A 26,774-nucleotide genomic window follows, 5' to 3' on the forward strand; every position below is an offset into this window, starting at 1 on the left:
GGCTTTATTGCTGAATATGTTTACACTATTTAAAAGTTCCTCTAAAACCAATTGTATATAGCACTGGCTGGCGGTAGCGGGTATGTTGCTCGGGGTCAATACCCCATTTGTTGGCTCGCCAGATAATCCAAGTATTGCTACAGTTCAAAAATACATTGGCCATCCGCAGTTGTCCCTTTTTTAATGGCCGGTCTTCCAGTTCATAACTCAATTGAATATTCTGCAGCCGAAGGTGATCGGCCCTTTCAACAAGCACATTTGAATAGTTATAGAATATGTCCCTGTTAGGATCGGGAGCGGCAGTCACTGGTATGGATGGTACGGTGGTGGTTTTTTCATCACCAGGCTGGCGCCAGCGGCGGCTAAAGTCAGCAGATCCGGTTGGAACTCCCTGGTACAGGTCATAATAATTGATACTTTGCCTTCTGAAGTAATAGTTCAATTTATACAATACCGTTACTGACAGGTTTAATTGTTTATAACTAAAATCATTCGTGATACTTCCAAATACGGCTGGGGTGGCCCGACCATGATAGGTTAGGCTGTTGCTGCCCTTGGCCATGACCATATCCATGTATTGAGTGCCTTTTTCGCCGAGGGGATTGCCGTATGGGTCAAGGCCTTTAAAAGGAAAGCTGAACAGGCCATAGAGCGGTTTACCTATCACCGTGGTAAAGTAGTTGGGATCGCAATATTTCCAGGCTGCGAGTACAGTGTCTTTAACATGGGTTACCTTTTCGTTCACTATAGTCATCATAAAGCCGGTACGCCAGCTGAATGGCCGCATGATGTTTTTGCTTTCTATTACAATATCCAAGTTGCGCGACGACATATCGGCTACATTCCCAGTAAGATCAGTGCCTAGTGTGGGATCAAGGTCATTATAGCCAATCAGGTAGTGGGATGATTTGCGATACCAGTTTATGTTGAGCTCGATGCGGTCGTTAAGGGTTCTTAGATTTAATCCAATGTTCAGATTGCGAACCCTTTCCCAACGCAGCGTATTCTGAGGTGCATTAGTAAGAAAGGCAAAGGGGTTACCATTACTGTTCAAGCCGCTATAATCAACGGTTCGCCAGGCAGAGGCATAATAGGGCGGATAGCCCGTAGTACCATAGGTAGCGCTTAACCGGACAAATGGTAACCAAATACTGTGGTAAAAGCGTTCGGAACTTAACTGCCAGGCAAGACCCACAGATGTTAACGGCGAAAACCGGTTATTGATACGGCGCGCGAATAAATTGGAGCGTTCGTACCGTGCACTGGCCGTGAGATCATATTTTTCTCTCCATCTAAAAAGCGCATTTGAATAAGTAGATGCATAGATGTGGAATAGGGACTGCGACAATTGGGGAGAGGGGATATACATTTTAAACGCTGGAAAATAGTACATTGGATAAAGGGCCTTGTAGTCGATATTCGTTTTTCCGGCGCCGGTTGCTATATTATAGTCATAGATTCGTTCCCGGGTATGGGTTTCCTCATTAATAACTCGGTCTTTACCGGCCATCAGCACAAGGCTTTTGTTGTTCCATTTTTTGGTGTAGCTGAACTGCAAGCGCATATTGGTAGAGCTATATTTGCTTCTATACAAGTTGGCAATATCTCCTGCGGGAATGGGTCGGAATACGGCACCTGGTGTTAGTTGGGAATAACTGTTCACCAGGTCACGGGTAAAAAAACTTTCTTCTGCATGCACCTCCTTTAACTGATTAAATGCTCCCTGGTGCTGAAAATACGTATTGATCCCCAACCCCGGCACTATTTTACCGGCATCCCATTTAAGCGCTACATTGTACCTGTAGTCGAGTTCGGTAACGAAATGATTCCGCAAACGAAATTCTCGCAAAGGATAATATCTCCAGTCAAGCAGCCTGTTATTGCCGGCCGTATCAATATAGTTGTAGCGGTATTTATAGGGAATAGCCACCTCCATATTGTTTTTTTTATTATTATTGTCTAACAGCATTTGGTAAGGCAGCAATAATTCCGGAACGCCGTTCATATTCTTTTGTAAGTGCTGGGCCAGCGAAATACCGGTACCAATCTCCAGGGTCCTGAATTTAGTATTGAATTTTAGCAGGGATGTTGTGCGTTCTTCCCGGCTTAATTGCCATTCGGGGTGAATGCGGTCATAGCCGGTAGACATGTAGTAATTGTAGGCCTTGCCACCTCCTTCCAGTTGAATAAAGTAATGCTGTCGCATGCTCGGACGGTAAAAATAATTTTCCAGATCATTGCGGTTATCCAATTTGGCCAGCGAGTCCAAATAATTTAGTCTTTGGGTAGCTGGGACGTTTCTGTATAATTCTTCCACAACTTGCGACAAGGATGGGTGCGTAGGAAATCGAAGCAGGTGGTCGAAATATCTGCTTTTAAATACCGTCGTATCAAAGTGAATATGATCTGCGGCACTCATTCGGTCTGATGTAAAAAGGTTGGGTCTGGCAGCGAAGCTAACGGATGTATTAAACGATAGGCGGAACCGTTTGAAATAGTTGGAGGATCTGGTTTTAAGAATTACGACGCCATTGGCCGCTCTGGCGCCCCAAATGTTAAGGGCCGCTGCATCACGCAATACGGTAATGTCTTGAATATCATCCGGATTAATATTGATGAGATTCCCTTGCAAGGGAAAATTGTCAATAATAATTAGCGGGTCGGGGTTTAGGAGGCTGGTTCGGGCGCCAATAGAGAAATAGTCGGGCTGAAACAGGCGGGCGTTTTTTACAGGTAAAGCAAGGGCCGGTACGATGCCCTCTAGCCGTTGAGCTACATTTATGGATACGCGCTGTTGGAACAAGGGCAGATTTACAGAAAAATCGGAGCCCAGTTTGTTGTTTTTTTTAAAATGCTGGTAGCCTGTATTGATAGCTACTATCGCTACATTGTTCGTAAGATGCCTCTGTACCCTGATAGTGATCTTTTTGTGGTAAATCGTAGTGACAGGTTCTATGTTTAAGCCAGAGACTCTTATTTTTGTATTCGGTCCAATACTGTCCATGAAGAAATTTCCATTAGCATTGGTAACGGCCGAAAGGCCGTTACGTAAGTCCGTCACGGTGGCATTGGCAACAGGTTGTTCGTTTTGATCGAGTACCTGGCCCGCCCGCAAAGCTTCTTCATATTCTTCCCGAAGCACCACAATAATGGCATTGGCAAGTGTTAAATAAAATATCTGGTTTTTGCCCAGCAATTGCAATACGGAATATAATGTTGCCTGTTCAACATGAATGGAGACCTTCTTTGATTCTTTTCGCCGCAGCCATTTGTAAGTGTCAATGACCGGGATCTTTGTTTGTTGCTGAATAGAATCGAGCGCTGCTTTTACTTCACCTTTATCTATATGAAGGGTGACCAATTGGGCAAGGATCAATTGTGGCGCCAGCAACAAGATGGCTACAGCAATGACCTGGTAAAAAATCCTCATGGAACAATATTTTAATAAATGGAATCTCACGGCCTGGTGGCAGATAAGGCGCACTTAATTGATGTGGTTGAAGCAGGAGCAGGACGAGGTCAATGGTCAATGTATGCTGTGAACAGAGACAATGTGTGGCTGATCTAGTGCACGATGAGTCTTTTACCTTCGATTTTTACATGCGATTTGCCGTCTGAAGTTGTCAGTTGCTTAATGACAGCTTCAGCGCTTTTGGTTCTTAGTCCCTGGAACGAAACCTGCGTATGCGAAAGATTAACGCCCATCAGGGTAAGGCCGTACCAGCGGGCAATCTCTTGCGCAACCTGGTTCAGGTCATCTTTGTCGAAATGGAACAACCGGTTGGTATAGGCCACTACTTTGTCCCTATTATTCGTGTTGTACTTATTGATAGGTGATCCTTTTGAGAAGCGGGCAGTTTGACCTGGTTGCAAGATAGAATGATAGGGGCCGACAGCGACCAACAGGCTGTCGCCGGTCAATAATGTTATTTCTGTTTGTTCTTCATCCGGGTAACACCGCATATTGAAGGATGAACTGCCGATAGCTTCTACCCGGGCGCCATTTGCAGACACGATGAAAGGAAGGCTGTCGTTTTGAACAACAATAAAATGGCCTTCACCGGTGAGCTTAATTTTCCTGTTAGCCCCTTGGAACGGATTTGGGTAAAATATCCGCGACTGTGCATTGAGGGTAACAATACTTCCATCGGGCAGCATATGGTCTTTTAAGATAGAGCTGTCATCATTCAGGATGTCAAAAGGCTCTAGTGCTTTCTGCGGAAAATTAAAAGGGCCGTTGCGGCTGGCATAATGATTGGTGATGGGTTGGGGTGGTGCTGCTGATGCTGATGGCAGTTGCCGAAATGCCTCAGGCACATTCGCTGCAGTTACAGGCGGTGATTCATAGCCGGCCTCATATATTATTGGCGCCGCTGACGGTGTCCTAACCTGTTTCTGATGGGTATTGTCATTATGAACAGAGATTGGCAGCGGTGATTGTTTCGCCGCCTTTGCTTCCGGTTTGTTCACCGGCTTTGTTTTAGCTGGTGTAGTGTGTAAATGGGTCAACGATGGCGTTGTGTCAGGGGCGAGGTGTTTATGCAGCCAGATGCCGCACGACAATAAAATAATGGCGGCAGCAGACCAGATGACAATTTGCCGCTTCATGCGCTTCACTTTGGCCCTGTGTTCATATATATGTAGTCTTCGCTGAAAATCCCTCTCGCATGCATCCAGGTCCAAAGCTTCGAGTTCATTGATACCATCGATTATGAAGTCAGGATCATCGAACCGATCGAGCCATACCCTGTTGTCGACCGATAGTGAGGCCCATTCTTCCAGCTGCATTATTTCCGTAGGAGTAGCTTCCCCGATCAGGGAGCGCACAACCAGCGTTGAAATAGGTTTACGTATTTCTGACATATTTAAGTTATTAAAAGTATGGTTAAAAAAATTACCCCGGTGTTTTACTGGTCCGAAAGAAGACGTTCGAAATTTAAAAGGCGGACAAATTTTACCAGTTTTTTTACAATAATAATTTAGCGTCCGATCACTAATAGCATAGTTGTTATAGTGATATACAGTTGCCTAGCAGTTGCTTTAGATTTCGCAGGGCCAACACCTTTAGCCGGCCTACTGTGCGCACGGAGATATTCATTATTCCGGCAATTTCTTCATTGGTTTTTCCCTGCCAGTAACTAAGTCTGGCAACGCGCCGTTGCCTGGGATCAAGCCTGTTACAGGCATTTGTCAACTCGTTAAAAATTTCTGCTTCTTCCCAGGTCCGGGCTGCGTGTGGTGTTTCAGTGTCCTGTGTGGAAACCAACTGAAGATAGAGCTGTTGTAATCGTTTCTTCCTCAGTACATCGTAACACGCATTACGGGCAAGTACGTACAGGAAGCTCCTTACATTTTGTTCTGTTTCAAATCGGTCCTCGCATTTGCATAGTTTGTAGAATACTTCCTGGCTAAGGTCCCAAGCTCCGTCTCTCTCCCTAAGGAGACGCCAGGAAAAGAAGTAGATTGATGGAAAAAATTTTTTGTACAGATCACTGAAGGATTGCCAGTTGTGTTGATTAAACGAGCAATCTGAAATTGTATTTTGCATAGTATAGTACTGGTTTGCTACTAGTTAATAAAATTCGATGCTTGCTATCCTGTATATTTAAGCAAGCATATAACAGTATAGTTTAACCGGTACCAGTAAACGGGGTGCGTGATCACAGGGGGTATAACGGAATAATGGGCTCGAATGTAAAACATTTTAACATATTCTACTGTACAAAAAAGTTGTACTAAAATGCAAATGTTGTAGAGGATTGAATAAATATTAATGCAAAAATGAAAGGTTTGCATGCAATTTAACAAAGCAGCAGTGGATTGGAAAGTGTACAAGCTATAACCGGAACATTTATTTTTACCGCAATTGCCTATAAGCTGTTTTAAGGGGTGCAGCTACAGTTTGATGACTGTGGCCTAGCTTCTCCTCTACTTGAATAACAATATCCTGTATGCGGTATACAAAAAAAGTATCGGTTTTTATATTTACACCATAGAGTTTTAAGTAAGTCTTTGGTTTAAGCACTCTAAAATAAAAAATACCTTTCGAGTTAGTAGATGTGGAAAAATAAGTACTCAGGTTTACGACTGTAACATCTATAGCCGGTTCACCGTACTGGTTGATGATCCTACCAGTCGTTCCCGCTACTGCCTTCTCATTGATTTGAGCATGCATTAGTTTGAACAACAATAAAACTGTTACAAGAATTATAACCGGTTTATCTCGGAATCTCATGTATAGGGGTTGAGCTTATATTAATGGATAATCAACTCCGTGCCTTTCAGAGTTGCATGGCATTGGCCGTCGGAAGCAACCAGGTTTTTAATGACGTCTGCAACCTTCATTGTCCGCGATCCCTGGAAGGTGACCAGCGTATTCGTAGTATCCTTAATTACCAGTGTAAGGCTGTACCAGCGGGCGATTTCCCAAGCCACCTCGTTTAAGTTGTCATTATCGAAATTAAAAATCAGATCTTTGTAGGCGACTATCTTTTGAGCATTGATCGTTTTATACACTTCTATAGGAGGTCCTTTTTTTATGATAGCCGTTTCTCCTTCTCGTAGCATAGTTTGATATGGGCCGGCCGATACAGTCAGGCTATCGGCAGTAAGCACAGAGACTACTGTTTGTTTTTCATTAAGATATGACCGAACATTAAAGGTGCCGCCATTAGCTTCAATATGAACGCCATTGGCTGCAACAAGGAAGGGTAGGGCAGCGTTTTGAATAATGCTGAAATATGCTTCTCCGTTGATCATCGTCTTTCGTATCAAGCTGTCAAATCGATCCGGATATACTATTTGTGATTCAGCATTTAATGTAAAGGAACTTCCGTCAGGCAGTAAGTTATGTAAAACAGTTTTATCCTTAGTTATAATTTGGTGCTTTTTTAATCGGGGGCCAGTAACGGGCCAGGCGTACGGAGATTCCCGGAGAGTAAACTGTGCGTCCGGTTGTTCCAGGTCTTCTTCTTTTACCAATAGCTGGGCGACGTGTCCAGGGAGCCTATTGATAGCGTTTCTTTGCCCGCCTTTTTTTTGTGAACAATTGTTGTTATTTAATGTACCGTTCAGAGAAGAGGATGTAGGATTTGATGGATTGCGAACCGTTAAACTGTTGGTCGATGCGATTATTTTGGCAACTGATTGTTTAGGTTTTACATCACTAAAGCGATGGTTATATAACCAGTGAGCTAGGAAAAATAGTATAAGAATAGCGGCGGCAGAAGTATTTAATAATATGCGCTTCGCTTTTACCTCTTTGGCTTTCAGATAATTATTTAGCCGCTGTAAACAATCGTTGACGTTTGCATCCTTATATATTTGTTCCATCCGTCCAAGTCGCGTGATAATGAAATTGAAGTTATTGAAACGATTGAGCAAGTTCCTGTTCTCAACCGACAAAGAGGCCCACTCTTCAAGCATGATGATATCATCATCGGTGGCTAGCCTGCTTACATAATTGACTAAAAGGGAAGAAATACTTTTCTTATCTAACATGCTGTTCTCATACGGGCAATCGTGAAGTCGCAAAATATTTAGCAGCTCATTAAAAGTTGCCGCTTCTTCCTGGATCAAATGCGTATGTAGATTTTCTGTCGAATGCTCCCGCTCCAGGTTTTTAAGCCTTGTTTGTTTTGGATGATTATTGTAAAGCTGCTCGTAACAGGCACTCCAGGTGATGGTATATAGGTATTTCTTGACTTTCTGTTTACTGTTATGAAGCTGCTTGCTGGTCCCTAATCTCAGAAATGCGTTCTGCGTAACCGTTTCAGCTGCGTCCTTATCTTTTAAAAAGTGCCAGGAAAAGTACTTGATCTGTGGATAAAAATTGTTGTATGCATTTACAAAAGTTTGGTTCTTACTTTCATCGAAAGAGTAAACTTTGTTCACAATTCGCATATGTTAACATGATTTGGTTAAGCACCTTGAAAGCGTTGACAAGGTAAACTTTTTTGGTTCTTTTGCTGCCAAAAATGGACTGTTTTTCATTAAAGATCTCTTTGTTATCGTAACACATCATTTGATTATTCTACTAAAAGTTCTACATTAAATTTTATAATAAAATAGCTTTGGTCAATTTTTAAATAAGGCGGTTGGCTGTATAGAGCAATGCTGTAATATTGCACAACCTTTAAAAACTACTACCTAAAATAGCCTTCCAACAGCATTCCCGGTGTTATTCAGATTGCAAATTAAAACCCACAAGTTCAGCATGTATTCGAAAATCTTACACGAGATCAAATTCGTTTTAGTTTATCTGAAATTGGAAGCTGGAAAATTATAAACGTTCCTTTTTTTTATATAAATTGTAGAAGGCAAACCTGTATCTTCTACCCAACTCCTTATTCTTTCTTACTGCATATTTTACGACCGAAACTAATTAGTAGCTGCTGCACCAGATTGCAGCATAACGAAATCGTTTTGCCAGTGAATGAAATCCTTAACAGCCAAACGATTGGCGATTTTCAACGGGGCGATGAGAAAACGTTTAAAATGGTCTTCGACCATTATTACCCGGGGTTAATGCTGTTCGTTGCCAAATTAACCGGAAGCCGGGAAGAGGCGGAGGATATTTCACTCAGAACTTTCCAATCATTGTACAGCCGTTGTGCTGCTTTCCACTCCGAGATCAACATAAAAGCCTTCCTTTACATTAGTGCCCGTAATGCCAGTTTGAATTATTTAAAATCGCGGCAGCGGGATAAACAGCAGCTGCACCGTTTTGCGGCGCGCATGGAAGACGATACTTTCCTCGAGTATGAATTTGCTATTAGGCCCCCCGTTATTGCCGCTTTACACAAGGCCATTGAAGAGCTGCCCGGCGAATGCCGCCGCATTTTCAAGCTCATTTATTTTGAAGAGCGAACGCCTTTGGAAATAGCAGATATGCTGCACATTTCTGTAAGTACGATCTACAATCAAAAGATGCGCGCGTTGAATATTTTACGGTTGAAGTTGTCGGGCAGAACGAAGGCCATTATCTGGCTGTTGTTGTCGCTGACTTTTATGAAAGTATACCTGTTTGTTGTTGCAGAATGCTGCACTGAAAATTTATTAAAAAATTTAGTTACTAAATTTTTAGAGATTCAAATATTACTGTTGTTTTAATATGATGTAAGTGTTATTAAATTGTTACCGCCACCTACTCATCAAACCATTAACTGCGTGGATCATTACGACAACATAAGCGGGTTATTGATCAGGTATTTTCGCCAGGAGCTGACAGCTACTGAAGCGGCTGAATTGGAAGCCTGGTTAAACGACAATGAAAAGAACCGGCAGTTCTTTGCCGATCTGAATGAAGAACCGGCGTTAATGGCCGACATACAACGATATGGCGAAGAGAAACAGGTTGATCTGCCCGAAGCCTGGGAGAAAATGAAAGCGATGGGCTGGCAGCGGCCGGTTACAACGCCGGCCAGGATCGTTCAAATGCGATGGCGGTATGTAGCAGCAGCGGTGGCCGTATTGTTGATTGTATTCATTACTATATTCTATCTGCAGCGGGGCCATAAACCGGCCGCTATACCGGTGGTGGTAAAGGCGGTGCAGCAGGATGTGAAGCCCACTACCCGGCATGCCTATCTTACGTTAGATAACGGACAAACCATTTCATTAGATACGTTGAGCGTTGGCTTATTAGCTACCGAAGGCACTACCCAGGTGCAGCGGCAGGCGAATGGAGCATTGAGTTATGCTGCCGGAAAAAATGGAAATGCTCAAAAACTCTTATATAACAAGGTAACAGTGCCAAAAGGGAGTGATGTAGTGTATTTGCAACTGGCAGATGGCAGTAAGGTTTGGTTGAATGCAGAATCCTCGATCAGGTACCCGGTGGCGTTTATTGAAGGTGACCGGAAGGTAGAGATCACCGGTGAAGTGTATTTCGAGGTGAAAACGGCCCCCTCCAACTCCCCGGGTGGGGGAGGGCAAAGCAGATCCTTCATTGTCAGTAAAGGCAATATGAATGTGGTTGTGTTGGGCACCAGGTTTAATGTAAATACGTATGACAATGAAGAGAACATTAAGGTGACGTTGTTAGAGGGTAGTGTGCGGGTGCAGCAGGATAAAACAGAAAGAACGATAAAGCCGGGGCAGCAGGCGGTGGTGAGTGAAAAGAACATAAATGTGGTAGATGATGTGGATGTGCAGCAGGTGATGGCGTGGAAGGAGGGGAAGTTCGTTTTTAATAATACCAATATCCAGGTGATCATGCGCCAGATGGAGCGGTGGTATGATCTTCAGAAGACCGAATATGGGAGTGAGGCGGTAAAGCAGCTGGCTTTTAATGGCGCAATCAGCCGGTATAACAATGCCTCAAAGGTGTTGGAATTGCTGCAGGAGGCAGGCGCCTTACATTATACAATTAAGGATAAAAGGGTGATACTATCCCAATAAAGATATTAACCAGAAAGCATTATTCTATTCTTCATGCTATGCTTATGAGTGGCTGCTGGCGTCATCTCCGGCAAGCTTCTATTCAGGATCAATAACCATTAACGTTGACCTTTTCAACCTTTCTTTCTATAACCAGGAAAGAAAAAGCCGGTAGTGCTGTCACACTGCCGGCTGTAGCTAACTGTTGAAACCGCAGGGGTCTCTTTATTAGTTAACAATCTAATTCAAATGTATGCAAATTTTTGTTTGCAAAAGCCTGCTTTTGCTTTTCCGGGGGAACAAAGCCAGGTTACCAAAACTACACTTAGCGGCCGTTGATCCCGGCTCGTCAATGGTTCAAAAGGCAATGAGGATTATGAAATTAACCGCATTATTCATTTTAGCAGCATGCCTGCATGTGCACGCTACAGGTTATGGGCAAAGAGTTACTTTGTCGGCCCGCGAAGCGCACCTGGAGAAGATCTTTGCTGAGATCCGCAAGCAAACAGGCTATAGTTTCCTGTATACTTCCCATATTTTAAAGAACACCTCGAAGGTCACGGTGCGGGTAACCAATGCACCGGTGAACGAAGTCCTGGACATCGCCTTGCAGGGCCAGGGGTTGGAGTATAGGATCAAGGCGGAGGATAATTTGATTATTATAAAGGCGAAGCCGGTGGTGATGGACAAGGTAGTTAAGGTTGCAGGAGATCCCATTGATGTAAGTGGTAAAGTGACTGACGGTGAAGGAAGGCCGTTGCCTGGTGCTAACGTAAAAGTTCGTGGGACGAGTATTGGGGTCACCACAGATAATAATGGAAACTTTGTTTTAAAAAATGTTGCTGACAATGCAGTGTTGGAAATTTCTTTTGTGGGATTTGACGTTCATACGGTAATTGTAAAGGATAGAAGTTTTTTTACAATTGCCCTGACTAAAAAATTATCTGTTCTTGACGAGACCGTTGTAATCGGCTATGGTACAACTTCTCGCCGATTTTCGACCGGTAATATTTCTACGATTAAAGCAGCTGAAATAGAAAAACGACCAGTACAGAATCCGTTACTAGCCTTGCAAGGAACTATTCCGGGAATAGAAATCACACAATTATCAGGTATAAATGGCGCCAATGTGCGAGCACGAATACAGGGAATAAATAGTATTCAAAGTGGTGTAGACCCCTTTGTAGTTGTAGATGGTGTCCCATACCCAACATCTTTAACGCAAACATATTTAGAAGGAATTGTACAAAACGGAAGCCCGTTAAATTACATTAACCCTGCTGATATTGAATCTATTGATGTATTAAAAGATGCTGATGCGACCGCTATCTACGGGAGCCGGGCTGCTAACGGCGCTATTTTAATTACAACAAAAAAGGGAAAGGCAGGCCGAAGCGTTATCAACTTTAACTTGCAACAAGGATGGGGTAAGGTTAACCGTTTCGTAGATATGATGAATACTCGACAATATTTAGATATGCGTTACGAGGCATACAGAAATGCTGGTGTTGTTTTGGCAAGCCAAGCAGTTAATAGTAATAATTATGACTTGAAATTATGGGATACTACCCGTTATACTGATTGGCAAAAGGAATTAATTGGAGGTACGGCACACTACACGAATATAAATGCAGGAGTTTCCGGGGGTACTGCTAATTGGCAGTATTTGATAGGGGGAACATATAACCGCCGTACTACTGTTTTTCCCGGTGATTTTGAAAATAAGATAGGTAATGCTCATTTTAATATTAATGGTACTTCTAATAATCAACGATTCCGTCTGCAACTGACAGGAAGCTATATGTACGATCAAAATCATTTAGGTGGGGAAGACCTGACCAACCTTGCTATTAAAATGGAGCCTAATGCACCGGCTATCTACAATGATAACGGAACACTAAATTGGGCACCCGACCAATCCGGTAATTCTAGTTGGATAAATCCTTTAGCCTCTTCTGTGAATCAGGACTTTAGTAATGTTACCAAGAACTTGGTAGCAAATGCTATACTTAGTTATAAGTTAATTCCAGGGTTGCAATTTAGCAGTAGCGTTGGATATACCGATTTGAGATCAGATTTATATTTCCCTACTAGATTGGAATCCGAGAGGCCTGAAAATAGGAATAATTCTACTCGCAATGTGTCTTTTGGAAACAGAAGTATGGGGTCTTGGATAATAGAGCCTCAACTTTCTTATATTGGCAACATTGGAAAAGGAAAAATTGAAGGATTACTAGGAACCACAATCCAAAAGAGTACTTCTCAAAGCTTGACAGTGAATGGTAGTGGATTTGCATCGGATATGTTAATGAAGTCACTAGTGTTTGCTACAACTACTTCCATATGGGTATCCTCCTCTGAAATTAACCGGTTCAATGCTCTGTTTGGTAGGTTAACGTATAATTGGAATAACAAATACTTGATCAATCTGACAGGCCGTCGTGATGGCAGTAATAAATTCGGAAATGCAAACAAATTTTACAATTTTTGGAGTATAGGTGCTGGATGGATATTTAGTGAAGAAAAATGGATAAGACAATATTTGCCGTTCATAAGTTTTGGCAAGCTACGGTCCAGCTATGGTATTACAGGTAATGACCAGATTGCCTCCTTTAGCTACTTGAGTATATATGATATAAATCATCCGACTATATTATACCAAGGCAACTATGGTTTGAATCCTGCTGGGATCCCAAATCCCTACTTGCAGTGGGAAGAAACGAGAAAATTGCAGGGTGGCATTGACTTGGCCTTTTTTTCCGATCGTCTGATTCTAGGAGCCACCTATGCCAGGAACCGGTCTTCCAACCAATTAATTGCATACGTTCTGCCAGACCTAACTGGTTTTTCAACCATAACCAAGAATCTACCAGCTAAGATTGAGAATACCAGTTTGGAAATTGTACTGAATGGAGCGATTGTTAAAGCAAAGAACTTTAGCTGGAATATTAATATGAACCTAACGGTGCCACGAAATAAGGTGCTCAGTTTTCCTGGGATCGAATCAACATCTTATGCCTCTGGCGATCAAGGTATCATTGTTGGGCAACCAATTGGGGTTGTTAAAGCATTCAAATATGCCGGTATTGATCCTGTTAATGGCCGATACTTGGCTTTTGATATTAATGGGAACCCTACAATATCACCGGACATCAATAATGACCGTAATGTATTGATCTCAACTTTACCAAAATATTATGGTGGCTTGTCGAATAGTATTAATTATAAAGGTTTTCAATTAGACATACTTTTCCAAATAGTACGAAAAATAGGTAATAAAGATTTATTTTTTTATAATGGAACCAATTACCCCGGTAGATTTTTTCGAGGGAGCAGTAATCAACCAGTTACTGTACTTGATCGTTGGCAAAAACCAGGAGATGCAGGTCCAATTGCGCGATTCTTTACGGCGAACTTCAGTATGAGCAATATCTATAACAGTGATATTTGGTATAATTATGACGCTTCTTATATCCGGCTTAAGAATGTTTCAATCAGCTGGCAATTACCAGCTACCTTATTGAAGAGGACCCATTTAAACAGAGCTCAAATTTATTTTAGGGGTGAAAATTTAGCTACTATCACTAACTATAGCGGTCTTGACCCAGAAACCATGAATATCGGCTCTTTGCCGCCACTTCAAATGTGGACTTTTGGAGCACAGATAGCATTTTAAACATCTGAGTATGTACGAATCCCACATAATGGTCTTCTAAAAAATAAACATTATGAGTAAAGAAATTATAAATCTAAAAGGTAAAGATAACTGCAACATAGAAATATGGTTTTATTTAGCTGTAATACTTATATCTTCTTCTTGTAAAAAGTTAGTTGAAACGCCACCTCCTACTTCTAACATTACAGAAGCAAATGTTTTTTCAACGGATGCTACGGCTATTGCAACGATTAATAACCTATATATTGGAATGAATTCAGTTGAACATAGTAATCCAATCCAGGGAGCTAGAAGTATATCTTTGTTGACTGGAATTTCGGCGGATGAATACACGCTTTTTAGCGGAGTTACTGGTATTGAATTTGTTCATTATTATGAGAATGCATTGTCAGGAACTTTGAGGACCGGCTCTGATAAATGGGCCCCATTATATAATTATGTATTTAAATGCAATGCGGCAATTGAAGCTTTCACATCGGAAAAGTCGAATGCACTAACGGTGAATGTTAAAAGGCAATTACTTGGGGAAGCGCAAATGCTCAGGGCTTATTTTTACTTTAATCTTGTAAACATGTTTGGGGAAATACCACTATGTCTAGTGACTGATCCGCAAGTGAATACCTCACTGGCCAGATCATCCAAAGACCTGGTCTACCAGCAAATTATCGCAGATCTTCAATCTGCTGAGGAAAATTTAAGTAATGATTATTTAAATGGCGATCTATCTTCAGTTACAATTGAGAGAGTGAGGCCAACTAAATGGGCGGCAATTGCACTATTAGCTAGAGTTTATCTCTATATTGAAGATTGGGAGAATGCAGAAGCAAAGGCAACGCAAATAATAAATTACATAAGTTTATTCGGACCTTTACCATCGTTAAATAACGTTTTCTTAAAAAATAGTAGAGAAGCTATATGGCAATTACAACCGACTTCGATTGATTTTAATACAACGGAGGCGCAAACTCTTATTCTTCCTGCTAGCGGTTCTAATATCTATAACAACCCTGTTTATTTAAGTGATGCTTTGTTGTCCAGTTTTGAAGATGATGATGAAAGGGTTGTTAATGGTAATTGGATTAACTCTGTAACAGTGTCAGGAACATCCTATTTTTATCCTTACAAATACAAAGTAAGTAACTCTCCTGGAGTAACAGATGCTAGTGGAATGACAGAATATTTTATGATGCTTCGCCTTGGAGAGCAGTACTTAATAAGAGCGGAAGCAAGAACGCAACTTAATAATATTGGCGGCGCTCAAACAGACTTAAATGCTATAAGAAATAGAGCTGGATTAAGTAATACAAGTGCATTCGACAGAGTCTCCTTATTAACTGCTATCATGATTGAGCGGCAACATGAATTGTTTACCGAAGGTGCTCATCGCTGGTTTGATCTCAAACGGACCGGAGATGTTGATTCAGTGATGACTTCCGTTACTCCTCTGAAGTCAGGCGGCTCAACAATCTGGGAATCTTATCAGCAATTATATCCCATTCCAGAAAGTGAATTGCAAAAAGCACCTAACCTAACGCAGAATCCTGGCTATTAAGTGCGCATGCCAACTTTAAAATATTTACAAGCGTGTCATCTCTGAATTCACGTTAACAGTATTGCAATTTAAGCTCATTGGCTTGATTGTTTTATATATCACGCCAAATCGATAAGGACTTTTATTTTATTTGATATTGCTTAGAATTGGAAATGATAAAGATAAAAATAATGAAGATATGAAAAATATATTCCTGTACTTTATACAGTTTTGCTTCCCGTTACTTGTATTCGCTCAAACTGATACGACTTATAAAGGTATCAAATGGACAACTGGATTAAATTTGGAGCAGCTAAAAGCTAAGGCAAAGGAAGAAGGGAAATATATATTCATCGATTGCTTTGCTACATGGTGCGGTCCATGCAAGACTATGGATCAACAAGTATTCGCTGATAAAGAAGTCGGTGATATTGTCAATGAAAAATATATCTCATTAAAAGTTCAGATGGACAGAACCCAAAAGGACAACGAGCATGTGCAAAAATGGTATAATAACGCGGCCTTGATTAGAGAACAATATTCCGTAGAAGCGTACCCTACATTTATTTTTATTTCTCCTGATGGTATGATAGTATCTAAAGAGATCGGAGCAATGAGAAAGGAAGATTTCATTGCTAAAGTAAAAGCCGCTCTTGTTCCTGGGCAAATGTATCACGATCCGTATACGTACTATGAAAAGTTAAAAGAAGACTACCAAAATGGTATAAAAAAATATGAGCGGTTTCCGTTTATGATAAACCTTGCTTATAAGCGACACGATACTTCTTTTGGAAGAAAATTAATGAATGAACATACAGAATACATAATGGATAGAAAACCGGAAGAACTATTTAGCAAAGATAATATACAATTATGGGCGGGATTTTTGTTAAAAAGCGGAAGTCGGCGCTTCAAGTTCTTTTACGAAAACGGCAAAAGAATTGATGAGGTTATGAAAGAAAAAGGTTATGCTGCTAGAGTGGTTGATGCAACAATTTGGAATGAAATTATATACTCATTTCTTGAGACGCAAGCTAAAGGTTCAGGTATTCAAATGGTCGGTATGATGCTTGGAGGCCCTGGGGCAACGAGACTAAAACACGATTATAGTGAAGCTGACTGGAAAATGCTAAGAAGAATGCTTAGCAAAAGGTATGAAGCAGGTGTTGTCAGGAGAAATTTGGTTGCCGCGAAGGTGCAGTGGTATCTACGACATAGAAATTATAAGGCAAGTATTAAGTATTATACTGTAAAATTGAAAAAGTACACCTTTGATTATAACAAGGAAATAGTAAGTATAAATAATTTTGTTTGGGACGTATTTCTAAATGTAACGGATAAAAAATTAATGAACAAAGTCCTTCCATGGGGAAAGAAGGCCATACAACTTGCTCCAAGGTATGCAAATTTGTTGGATTCTTATGCTAACTTATTGTATAAAGCGGGAAAACAGGAAGCGGCTATTTTTTGGCAAGAAAAATCAGTTCAAATAGCAAACGCAGATCAATCGAAACGGTTAGCTCTTGAACAGATGAGAAAGAATCAACCGACTTATCTAAACGAAGGTGCTTTGTGGGGTGATGTATCAATTCGTGATGCAAATAAATAGATTACTAAATGAACGAAACAATGAAGAAAATATTTTATGTAGTCTTTTTACTAGGGTGGGGGAGCTTTTCCTGTAAAAAGAGTTCAAGAACAAATCCGCCAGTTGCTTCTTTAATGGTTGTAAATGCAATTGTAAGTGGTAATTCAGTAAGAGTGGGAAATAATGCGATAGAAATTCCCAACAATGGAAACTCATCACTTGCTATTTCATCTAATAATTTAGGCCTATATGTTTGGCCTTTAGGAGATTCATCACATCCATATTATAATCTTTCAAAGTTTGAAATTAGTGACCGCGATGCTTATTCGTTGTATCTGTGTGGTTACTCGACTGCTGTTGAGAGTATCTTGATCAAAGAGAGTAACATTCCTTATTTTACGGACAGTGTTTGTGGTATTCGTTTCATGAATTTATCTCCTAATAGCTCAGCCTTAAACATTACATTATCCACGTCACCAACTATTAGTGAAGTAAGTAATTTAACCTATAAACAATCTTCTGATTTTAAAGTATATCCCGCAAGAGCAACTAATGGAAGTTATACATTCCAAGTACGAAATTCAGTAGACAGTTCATTGCTAATGTCTTATATATTATCCACTCCTCGTTATTCAAGTGTGACTTTAGTAATTAGAGGGTTAGTGGCGGCAAGCCCTGCACTTGGAATTACAAGAATTAACAATGATCGATAACTAACGTAATTTGAGTAAGGTTCGTTGCTTTGCTGCTCATCAAACGAAAAAATTACTTTCGCTTTTGGGTAATTTGAATAGAACACATTTTTAAACATAGATATTAAATTGTATGTTATAATCAATTAAGAGATAGGTTGAATGTGACGTGGGGACCTTCTCCATAATGTAACGGTCTCACGATGCCATGGTAATGACGGATCATGATACAGATGATAGTCCAAAATTATAATTTCTTTTTATCATGTACAGGTTGTCTGCTCATGTATAACATTAAATTAAGGTGAATGGCTAGGAAAAAAGCTTTCTATTGTCTAATAAGTATCTGGAAGGTCAGGATTATGATATCCGCCTAAGTACAAATCCATCGACATGTGGATCAGCCAGTAAAACATAGCTGTTGAGGTAGGATAGAGTTTTTAACAGGGCATACATGCTGCCTTATTGAGGTTACATTTGTAACCATATTGGTTCAGTTTAGTCAATACCTCGGAAAGTTGCATTTACAACTGAATATTTCGGAGCTTGTTGAACCAGTGTTTCGGAGTGATGGTGAACCAACGTGAAGCGATGGAAAAACCAACTAAATGAACTTAAGATAAGAGAGCTTGAAGATAAGGGATTATTTCTTTCGGAGAGATTCTCCTTTTAGATCAAAGCGGTGGTTGGTAGCTGTCAATCTGTCCATGATGGCGTCAGCAATGGTTGGTTCGCCAATATATGGATGCCACTCTTTGACAGGTAATTGAGGCGTGATCATAATTGGATATTTCTTTAACGGTCTTCCATGATCTGCAGAAGTGTCAATTGCATATTGATATCCATCTGCGCTAATCCAAAATCATCCAGGACCAGCAAGGGAGTTTTGGATAGTGTATTTAGGAACCGGGTATAAGTACCGTCGAGCCGAACAGTGGCAATTTGTTCAATAAACCGGTTCATGGAAAAGTAGAACGCTTTATATCCGTTCATGCAGGCCTTACGGCCGAGGGCACAGGCCACGGTATCAGTGTCATACACAATGTGTAGCTTTTTGCCGATAAGGGTATAGGGTACGCTATAGAAGTGGCGGTCCTCTCCGAGGATGACATGGTAGTTGCGTTGCACTTTTGATTCTGTTGGGTACTTCATAACATAGGGCTGCGATGGGAGCGATTGCAACAGCAGTTGTTCTGACGAGGTAAACAGGTCAATTCGATTTTGCTCTCTTTTCAGAAAGGGTTGCTTATGGTGTCTTTTTAGAAGCCTAAGAATGGTGCTGTTAAGCTCATGGATGGTGTGACAGACTTTATCGCGTAAAGGGGAATAGATGCGGGAATAAGTGATTTTTACTTCATTCTCAACGTGTGCCTTATCGCGCGGTGCCCTCACCCTGTCGGTCTTTAAGTCGATGTTATTGTGTTGCGCCCATGCAAGGATCATATCCGTGAACACGGGTTCATACCGGCAGCTTTTGGTAACAACCTGGCGCATGTTATCGAAAATCAGATTTAGTGGGGCGCCGCCCAGGAAGCGCAGACAGTTGTTGAGGGCTTTAACAAGCTGTGGCAGCGAAGCGTTTGGTAAAGCTTCAACATAACTGTATCCGCTGAAAGGTAGCACGCGCACAAGCACAGGGCAAAAGATCAGCTCTCCGGTGCTAAGATGTAAGTAAGAGAGTTTATCGCCTGCGAAATCAATCATCAGTGTATCGCCACGTTTATAGGCAATATGTAGCGATACATCGGCTGATTGTTCATAGCGTCTCAGCCGTTCACAAAATTGAGTATACCTGTATCCATCTGGATGTTGGGCCAGGTACTTTTGCCAGAGCAGTTGTCTGGTTACGCCGGTTCTTTTAAGCTCGTTTAAAAAATGATCTCCTAAGGCTTCAAAGGCTTCCAGGCGTGGATCTTTACCTGACGCATCTGTTTCCGGCATCGGGCGGGTACCTGGATACACAATCTCACTGAGCATTGTGTCATCCATTGCCAAAAGCTCTTTGTAAGAATACGGACATGCTTTAAAAGCAGCATCGTATTTACGCAAAGTGTTACGTGACATGTTAAGCTCGGCGGCGATACTACGTTCAGAGCCGGAGCGCTGTAATAGCTGAAGCATCGTTCTAATGATGAGCATAGAAATAACCTTTTTGAGACATTAAGAAATATTATTAGCCGTTCAACAGAAAGCGGCTAATAAATCGCTCATCTTAAGTTGTTAAAAGTAGTTCAGCACGCGCCGGATTGACATGAAAGTGATAAAAATTAATTATTGACTAAATAATAAAAAGCACTTTTATGGATGCGTAATACACATCAGCACATTGTGGTTCAGCATGGACCGAAACGGGTGGTGCAGCAAACGACCGAAATGGTGTCTCAGCATGCGGGCGTAAGGTTGGTATAGGGGCGACCGAAATATGCAGGTGGCCATGTAGATAATACATAACCGGTTTTCGCTTCAAAGAGCAGGCTGTAATCGCGCCAAACGATTGGCATGTTCGACAATCTGATGTTTGATATCCCAAATAGCTTTCATGTAATTGGCGTTGAAACTACTGAAGAAAAACTGTTGGCGAATGTTGAGAGTATACAAAATGGCGGCAATTGCCCACGGTGTAATGAAACGAGCTTACGAATTCATAGCTACTACTTTAGAACCATTCTTGATTTGCCAATACTTGGTAATGAAACGTGGGTAAGGCAGTTTTATTGCAGAAGTGACGGGTGGATGACGGAAGTATTCACTGAAAAATTTGACAGTCATTTAATGAGCCGCAAACGGATGACGAACAAGGTGTGTGAGAAGATGTCGAAAATAGCTTTTCTGCTTGAAGGAAAAGGTGAAGAAAAGATATGCCATTTAATGGACATGCCCATAAGTCGTTCGACCTTGATACGGGTCATACATGAGAAGGAGATACCAGCTGCCCAGGCCTTAACGGATAATTGGCCTGGATGATTGGGCATACAGAAATGGGCTGAGGTACGGAAAGCGACTGGTTTATAACCATGAGTAAATCTGCATACCACAAAACGTGAGTAAGAACCAGCATGTGGGCGCAAGGTTGGTATATGGCGACCGAAATATGCAGTGTGGGACGGCGACTAAAAAAATGCACGCTTAAAAGATAAAACGACAGATGTCTAATACAGCTAGTAGTTTTAATTACAACGCAACTGGTGTATTGGTAGATGGGATTGAATGCCCATAACAAAACCGGTGGACCAATTTGTGTAGATTACAAAACACATTGAATATAGGTGTTTTTTTGTAAGATTGTGGAGTAGACTTTCGCATAAATTTCCATATTTACAGTTCTAAAAGTCTGTGTTTAATTCTATAATTATAAGTTACAAATAAGATAATATTCACATAGGTAATATCGATGTTTTATGGTAAAAATAGTTTTCTTTATCAATTTTTTGTTTCTATATATATCGAATATATTCGCTCAGAACAATAACCGGTTAGTCGGTAAGAGTATGCCCCAATCAATGGTTTCCCAATGGGGAGCGGAAAGGTCGGTTTGGAGCCATTCATATAGTCAGGTCAATAGCAAGCCCCTGATTGACTTTAATGCTATTGATAAATGGGTTAGTTTGGTTGAAGATCATACAGATATTTCTCTTAGTCCTGACGGGAACTATTTTGCGTATGGAATAGGAAATTACATGAGTAGACGTTTAGACACTCTTATCATACAATCTACCGGCATGGCGTGGCGTAAGTCATTTGTCGATGCTTTGCCTGGATTTTTTTCATGTGATAGCAAACAATACATATTTTTAAATAAAGAGAAAGAGCTAAATTTTCTTGAAACTAGCAGCGGCAAGCTAAAGATTGTTAAAAACGTATTATCCTACATAATACCTCATGATTATAAAAATGAATACCTTGCTTATAAACTAAATGACACCGAAAATACTCTAGTATTTTTCAATCTCCTTACAGGTAAGGAGGAAACGTTTAAGAACGTTAAATCCTTTTCATTTGACGTATCAAACCAATGGCTAGTTTGTAGAACTGGTGCTGCATCAGATACTTTATTAATGTACAACTTCTCAAAAGAAGTTACTCGAAGATTTCTATCTGTGGTTGATTATGTAATTTCAAAAGATGGAGCGAAAATGCTACTGCGGAGCAATTATGATCTTAGGTACATTAATATGTTTAATGATGCAAATACCCTTATTTGGTCTGCTGAAGATTCAACTATCAAATTGGATAAATGGATGCTTGATGAAAGCGGAAACCAAGTTGTATTTTCAACAAAAGAACTTTCTCAAAGAGAGGCAGTTTCAACGGATATTTCAATCTGGTATTGGAGAGAGGGGATGAGGAATGTTGTCTTAAAATTTAATAATAAATCAGCTGGTTTTCCTAATGATGTATTTGTTGAAGGCTTGGTCAATTTCACAAATGACGGACATGCTATTCAAGTTTCATTGCAGAAGATCTCCGACGTTCGAAAAAGAGACAGTAATGCTGTATCATTGGATGTATGGAGTTATAAAGACACCTTGCTGCAATCAATTCAGCTAAATCGCTCGAATGAATTAGCTAAATACCAAGCGTTAATTAATGTTGAAACGGGAAAGATCGTTTGGAATGATAACAAATATGAAAAATTGTATTTCTGCATAAAGGAATTTGCATTGATTGGCAACAATCACACAAACGGATACTCGCCAAGATATGGAGATAGGTTTTGGGAAAAAGAATATTACAGGGACAGCATATGGCTTGTGTCACTTACTGATGGTGCACGAAAATTTATATGCGCAAAAAAAATATTCCAGCATGAGCTCAAACCTTCGCCAGATGGTCGTTATCTTGTGTATTTTGATCGAGATAAAGGCAGTTATATTAGTTACAACATATTAACCAATGAAAATGTAAATATATGTAGCGGTATTCCAGGCTCACAATTTGGAATGCACCGATTCAGTAATAGCAACGATGAAGTGGAAGGGGTTGAATTAGTTTACTGGTTACCCGGAAATGACCGACTAATCGTATATGACGACTATGATATTTGGCAATTGGATCCTGCAGGAAGAAGGTCTCCAATTAATCTTACTAACGGATACGGCAGAAAGCACAACATATTATTCAGGTTACAGGATGAATATTCTGGTTGGATAAAAAGGTTTGGTTCCTCACTTTTTATTGCAGATGATACGCTGCTATTAAAAGCATTCAATATAGAAACGAAATTTAATGGATATTACACTGCGCGAATAGGGCAAGAAAGCGATCCCCAGCAATTATATATGGGCCCTTACTTTATGGATAAATTGCTAAATACATATGGTGTCATGGGAGGTATGAGTCCGATAAAAGCGGCAAATTCAAAAGTTTACATTATAAAGCGGGAATCAGACACGCTAGCACCTAATTATTTTTTAACGAAGGATTTTCGCACTTTTCGACCATTAACTAATTTAAAACCTCATCACGAATATAACTGGCTGACGGCTGAGTTGCATAATTTTAAACGTATGGATGGCTCATACAGCCAGGGAATATTATATAAGCCTAGTGATTTTGACTCAACAAAAAAATACCCTGTTATTGTAAGTTTCTACCTATGGTTGTCTGATCGTCGCTATCAATATCCACAGGCTCAATATGTAGAAGCACCGAACTTAATATGGGGAACCGCTTGGATGGTAAGCCACGGCTATTTAGTATTTATGCCTGATATTCAGTTTAAAAAAGATCATTGGGGACCCAGTACAGTAAATACCATGGATGGAGCTGCTAGATATTTAAACAGTTTGAATTTTGTCGATGGAAAACATATAGGAGCATGTGGTCACAGCAACTCGGGCCGTTTTGGTTATTATCTACTTACTCACTCGCATTCGTTTGCTGCCATGTCTGTGGGTGCGGGTCATGGCGGTGGAGATGTTTTAAGCGACGCATTATCCTTATCAAACGATGGGAGGAATGAGAGCATGCTGTCGTTTCACGAAGTTGATGCCGCAGGTGCGGCTTTGGGCCCAATTTGGCAGAATAAGCAGTCTTGGATAGAACATACTGCTGTATTACAGGCGGATAAGGTCACAACTCCATTTTTATTGTTTTATAACAATAAAGATCCTGACCCTGTTAGATATGGGAGAGAATTATATATCGCATTACGGCGGTTAGAAAAAAAAACTTGGTGGTTGCAGTATGATAATGGAGGGCACTCTGTTTATGGCAAAAATGCACAGGACTTTACTATTCGTTTTACTCAATTTTTTGATCATTACCTTAAAGAGTCTCCGGCTCCACGGTGGATGACGAAAGGCATATTAGCTTCGGTGAAAGGCATTGAAACCGGCTATGAACTAGATCCATCAGGAAACTGCGGGTTAAATAAGAATAAATGCAAAGTGTGCAATAAATGGAACGAAAAGTACAGAAAAAAGCCTGAGAAGTTCTTAAAACCTTTTGAAGCTTGGCTCTTCGATTAGAGTGCTTACACAACAGGTTTCGATCGTCAGGATTTATTATGACTGATTGTCATAAAAGTGCCGTCGATTCCTGAATTAGCCGGATTTAATAAAGAGTTTCATGTGTTCCAGCTAATATATGCTCCGACAGTTTTGGATTTTTTTAGGGAAACGGATTGGTTAGTTTTATTCCGCAGGTGGAAGATCTTGTAGCATTGGTTTTGTTTCGTTAAAGGTAACGTTTCTAAAAATGTCTGAAGAAGAGTTCTTCCATAACAGTGTTTATCATAGTGCGTACGTTGCTTACTATACTCGTTTGGCCTAAGGCAACATTAGCTAGTAGTTCGTCGAGGTTGCTGTAGATTATTTTCTAATGGTGACTTTCCTGCATAGTACGATGCAGTCTTTCACAGATGCCATTGGTTGGAGTCATTTTAGCTTTTGTTTGAAATGATTGATGTCTTGAAATTGTAAATTTCGGCCAAGGTGGTTCTTCGTCAGGTTTGGTGGTCGTGTTGAATGGACATATCTCTTTTATTAAGTAAGAGGAAGTTTGTAATCTCGGGAAACGACTGGAATGCCATATAAGGAATTGATGTTTGGACGATCGGAAATATTTGAGGTGATTAATGCAGAAAAAGAAGATGGGAAGGTGTTAATTTATGTCAGAAGTAAGCAATCAGGAAGTAATTGTCCAAATTGTAATGAATTAAGCTCCCGTTTACACAGTTATTATACAAGAAAGATTATGGATTTGCCACTGGCAGGTAGCCAAACCTGGTTAATTCTCCATGTAAGAAAGTTTTATTGCCTTAATGTCAATTGCATCCGAAAAGTATTTGCAGAACGGTTTTCGGAGCATATAGTCGCCCGTAAAACAGTTACGAAACGAGTAAATGAAAAGTTTTTAAAAATTGCTTCGTTAATGGGAGGAAATGGAGGTGTTCGAATATGTCAATTAATGAATATGCCGACCAGCAGTTCGACCTTAATTAGATTAATACATCAGCAACCCCTTGAACACAGCACTGTTCCTAAGGTATTGGGTATTGATGACTGGGCTTTTAAAAAGGGCTCTCGATATGGTACAATTATCGTAGATCTTGAGAAGCGAAAAATAATCGATTTGTTACCTGATAGAGAAACTGTTTCAGTTGAAGGATGGCTAAAAGCACACCCCGGTGTTGAAATTGTAAGTCGAGACCGGTATTCTAATTTTGCCAATGGTGTAAAAAATGCATCTCCATCCATTAAGCATGTCGCCGACCGTTGGCACCTGCTTAAAAACCTGGGTGATGCAATGCAAAAAGCATTGGATAGAAATGTTGTTAGTTTAAAAGCTGCCAGGCAGCGAATGAGCTATCAAGCGAATAACGAAGTTCAACCTCAACCCGTTGTGAGAAAAGAAAATGAAATATCTGAGAATGGCGTGATAGCCAAAAAATTCCATCAAGTGAAGCAAATGTTGTTGGATGGTAATAGTATTAAAAAAATTGCAAGGGATACCGGCGTAACTAGGATTACTATCAGAAAGTGGAAGTCATTTGACTTTCTGCCCCCCAAGAGGTCACCTAGAATGACCAACATGCACCTTTATGATGAAGCAGTAAGTAAAATGCTGGATGAAAATCCAAGGATTGAAACAAAGGAAGTCTTAGAGAAAATTACAGAAATGGGGTACAAGGGATCAACAACAATGTGCTATGAGAATGTCAGAAAATTGCGCGAAGGAAAAATAAATAATACTACGAATCAGTTGGCAACGATATTTTGGGTGCCCCCTAAAGCCAGCAATCTCTTTTATATTGATAGACGACGCTTATCAAAGGAAGAGAAATTGTTTATTAATACCCTATGCACGGAGAGTAAAGAAATTAAAAGGGCTGCAAAACTCATACGGCAATTCAAAAGCATGCTCAAGAAAAAAGACGGTTCAATGTTAAATGCATGGATCAAAAATGCTATATCATCAAACGTCAAAGAAATCAAAGGATTTGCAAAAGGATTACTTTCTGATTTCGAGGCAATCGAAAATGGCGTAAAATTACCATGGAGTAATGGCCCGGTAGAAGGCCTGGTTAATAAGTTGAAAATATTCAAGCGTCAAATGTACGGTAGGGCGAGTTTTGAGCTTTTAAGAAAAAGATTAGTAAACCACCAAGCTTGACGAAGAACCACCATAAACGTATTAGGGGGATACCATGCTGCGTTATTTACACTTGAAATGCCGGGATAGTTTATATTCATGATGTTTTCTGCTTCCACAATTCTTTGTTAGTAAGTATCCTTTAGATTAAGCAGTGCTACTAAAAGAAGGGGAGAACCTCATCATTAAGCTCCTCCGCCGCAATTTAAGCGTATTTATGATCTGTTCTAGCTAGTATTTGATCCGACAGTTTGAGGATTTTTTCTTTTTAGTTTTATAGGGTCAGGATATATTTTATGCTGCAGGTGGGAC

General features: G+C 40.5%; 16 protein-coding genes. 9 read left to right on the plus strand and 7 right to left on the minus strand.

What is annotated here, in order from left to right; genetic code table 11:
* Nucleotides 1-25: 25 nt before the first annotated feature.
* From JUB15_RS24180 to JUB15_RS24200, 5 genes are all read right to left on the minus strand, one after another.
* Complete coding sequence (locus tag JUB15_RS24180) at nucleotides 26-3,430, minus strand: TonB-dependent receptor plug domain-containing protein (RefSeq protein WP_207515229.1); 3,405 nt, start codon at nucleotides 3,428-3,430, stop codon at nucleotides 26-28.
* 134 nt (nucleotides 3,431-3,564) lie between these two features.
* The gene (locus tag JUB15_RS24185) at nucleotides 3,565-4,863 is read right to left on the minus strand and encodes a FecR family protein (protein WP_207515230.1); all 1,299 of its coding nucleotides are present in this window, start codon (nucleotides 4,861-4,863) and stop codon (nucleotides 3,565-3,567) included.
* 145 nt (nucleotides 4,864-5,008) lie between these two features.
* A complete protein-coding gene (locus tag JUB15_RS24190) occupies nucleotides 5,009-5,548 on the minus strand; it encodes an RNA polymerase sigma factor (protein WP_207515231.1) in 540 nt (179 codons plus the stop codon).
* Between the two features lie 309 nt (nucleotides 5,549-5,857).
* Nucleotides 5,858-6,235 (minus strand): hypothetical protein, encoded by a 378-nt coding sequence (locus JUB15_RS24195; protein ID WP_207515232.1) that lies wholly within the window; start codon nucleotides 6,233-6,235, stop codon nucleotides 5,858-5,860.
* A 20-nt stretch (nucleotides 6,236-6,255) separates the two neighbouring features.
* On the minus strand, nucleotides 6,256-7,893 hold the full coding sequence (locus JUB15_RS24200; RefSeq protein ID WP_207515233.1) for a FecR domain-containing protein: 1,638 nt from the start codon (nucleotides 7,891-7,893) through the stop codon (nucleotides 6,256-6,258).
* A gap of 537 nt (nucleotides 7,894-8,430) precedes the next feature.
* Between JUB15_RS24200 and JUB15_RS24205 the strand changes: the two genes are divergently transcribed.
* The 6 genes from JUB15_RS24205 (at nucleotide 8,431) to JUB15_RS24230 (ending at nucleotide 17,888) form a co-directional block, all read left to right on the plus strand.
* On the plus strand, nucleotides 8,431-9,111 hold the full coding sequence (locus JUB15_RS24205) for an RNA polymerase sigma factor (protein ID WP_207515234.1): 681 nt from the start codon (nucleotides 8,431-8,433) through the stop codon (nucleotides 9,109-9,111).
* Nucleotides 9,112-9,168: 57 nt separating this feature from the next.
* Nucleotides 9,169-10,401 (plus strand): FecR domain-containing protein, encoded by a 1,233-nt coding sequence (locus JUB15_RS24210; protein WP_207515235.1) that lies wholly within the window; start codon nucleotides 9,169-9,171, stop codon nucleotides 10,399-10,401.
* A 232-nt stretch (nucleotides 10,402-10,633) separates the two neighbouring features.
* Nucleotides 10,634-14,056, plus strand: coding sequence for a SusC/RagA family TonB-linked outer membrane protein (locus JUB15_RS24215; RefSeq protein WP_207515236.1), 3,423 nt, complete (start codon nucleotides 10,634-10,636; stop codon nucleotides 14,054-14,056).
* 52 nt (nucleotides 14,057-14,108) lie between these two features.
* Nucleotides 14,109-15,608 (plus strand): RagB/SusD family nutrient uptake outer membrane protein, encoded by a 1,500-nt coding sequence (locus JUB15_RS24220; RefSeq protein ID WP_207515237.1) that lies wholly within the window; start codon nucleotides 14,109-14,111, stop codon nucleotides 15,606-15,608.
* 178 nt (nucleotides 15,609-15,786) lie between these two features.
* On the plus strand, nucleotides 15,787-17,196 hold the full coding sequence (locus JUB15_RS24225; protein ID WP_207515238.1) for a thioredoxin family protein: 1,410 nt from the start codon (nucleotides 15,787-15,789) through the stop codon (nucleotides 17,194-17,196).
* A 20-nt stretch (nucleotides 17,197-17,216) separates the two neighbouring features.
* On the plus strand, nucleotides 17,217-17,888 hold the full coding sequence (locus JUB15_RS24230; protein WP_207515239.1) for a DUF4397 domain-containing protein: 672 nt from the start codon (nucleotides 17,217-17,219) through the stop codon (nucleotides 17,886-17,888).
* 622 nt (nucleotides 17,889-18,510) lie between these two features.
* On the opposite strand, the gene JUB15_RS28900 is transcribed toward JUB15_RS24230, so the two are convergent.
* Together JUB15_RS28900 and istA are read right to left on the minus strand one after the other, a co-directional pair.
* The gene (locus JUB15_RS28900) at nucleotides 18,511-18,648 is read right to left on the minus strand and encodes an ATP-binding protein (protein ID WP_207515240.1); all 138 of its coding nucleotides are present in this window, start codon (nucleotides 18,646-18,648) and stop codon (nucleotides 18,511-18,513) included.
* Between the two features lie 14 nt (nucleotides 18,649-18,662).
* A complete protein-coding gene (istA, locus tag JUB15_RS24240) occupies nucleotides 18,663-20,006 on the minus strand; it encodes an IS21 family transposase (protein ID WP_207515241.1) in 1,344 nt (447 codons plus the stop codon).
* Between the two features lie 360 nt (nucleotides 20,007-20,366).
* On the opposite strand from istA, the gene JUB15_RS24245 reads away from it, so the two are divergent.
* The 3 genes from JUB15_RS24245 (at nucleotide 20,367) to JUB15_RS24255 (ending at nucleotide 26,483) form a co-directional block, all read left to right on the plus strand.
* A complete protein-coding gene (locus JUB15_RS24245; RefSeq protein WP_207515242.1) occupies nucleotides 20,367-20,831 on the plus strand; it encodes a transposase family protein in 465 nt (154 codons plus the stop codon).
* A gap of 434 nt (nucleotides 20,832-21,265) precedes the next feature.
* The gene (locus tag JUB15_RS24250; protein WP_207515243.1) at nucleotides 21,266-24,337 is read left to right on the plus strand and encodes an alpha/beta hydrolase family protein; all 3,072 of its coding nucleotides are present in this window, start codon (nucleotides 21,266-21,268) and stop codon (nucleotides 24,335-24,337) included.
* A 556-nt stretch (nucleotides 24,338-24,893) separates the two neighbouring features.
* Entirely contained in the window at nucleotides 24,894-26,483 is a 1,590-nt protein-coding gene (locus JUB15_RS24255) for an ISL3 family transposase (RefSeq protein ID WP_207515244.1), read from the plus strand.
* The last annotated feature ends 291 nt before the right edge of the window (nucleotides 26,484-26,774 follow it).

Source organism: Longitalea luteola (assembly GCF_017356035.1).
Lineage (GTDB): Bacteria > Bacteroidota > Bacteroidia > Chitinophagales > Chitinophagaceae > Niastella > Niastella luteola.

Bases quoted from the DNA above. Each gene is read 5' to 3' on its own strand.
- JUB15_RS24180 (WP_207515229.1), bottom strand. From the start codon at position 3,430: ATGAGGATTTTTTACCAGGTCATTGCTGTAGCCATCTTGTTGCTGGCG.
- JUB15_RS24185 (WP_207515230.1), bottom strand. From the start codon at position 4,863: ATGTCAGAAATACGTAAACCTATTTCAACGCTGGTTGTGCGCTCCCTG.
- JUB15_RS24190 (WP_207515231.1), bottom strand. From the start codon at position 5,548: ATGCAAAATACAATTTCAGATTGCTCGTTTAATCAACACAACTGGCAA.
- JUB15_RS24195 (WP_207515232.1), bottom strand. From the start codon at position 6,235: ATGAGATTCCGAGATAAACCGGTTATAATTCTTGTAACAGTTTTATTG.
- JUB15_RS24215 (WP_207515236.1), top strand. From the start codon at position 10,634: ATGCAAATTTTTGTTTGCAAAAGCCTGCTTTTGCTTTTCCGGGGGAAC.
- JUB15_RS24220 (WP_207515237.1), top strand. From the start codon at position 14,109: ATGAGTAAAGAAATTATAAATCTAAAAGGTAAAGATAACTGCAACATA.
- JUB15_RS24225 (WP_207515238.1), top strand. From the start codon at position 15,787: ATGAAAAATATATTCCTGTACTTTATACAGTTTTGCTTCCCGTTACTT.
- JUB15_RS24230 (WP_207515239.1), top strand. From the start codon at position 17,217: ATGAAGAAAATATTTTATGTAGTCTTTTTACTAGGGTGGGGGAGCTTT.
- JUB15_RS28900 (WP_207515240.1), bottom strand. From the start codon at position 18,648: ATGATCACGCCTCAATTACCTGTCAAAGAGTGGCATCCATATATTGGC.
- istA (WP_207515241.1), bottom strand. From the start codon at position 20,006: ATGCTCATCATTAGAACGATGCTTCAGCTATTACAGCGCTCCGGCTCT.
- JUB15_RS24245 (WP_207515242.1), top strand. From the start codon at position 20,367: ATGTTCGACAATCTGATGTTTGATATCCCAAATAGCTTTCATGTAATT.
- JUB15_RS24250 (WP_207515243.1), top strand. From the start codon at position 21,266: ATGGTAAAAATAGTTTTCTTTATCAATTTTTTGTTTCTATATATATCG.
- JUB15_RS24255 (WP_207515244.1), top strand. From the start codon at position 24,894: ATGCCATATAAGGAATTGATGTTTGGACGATCGGAAATATTTGAGGTG.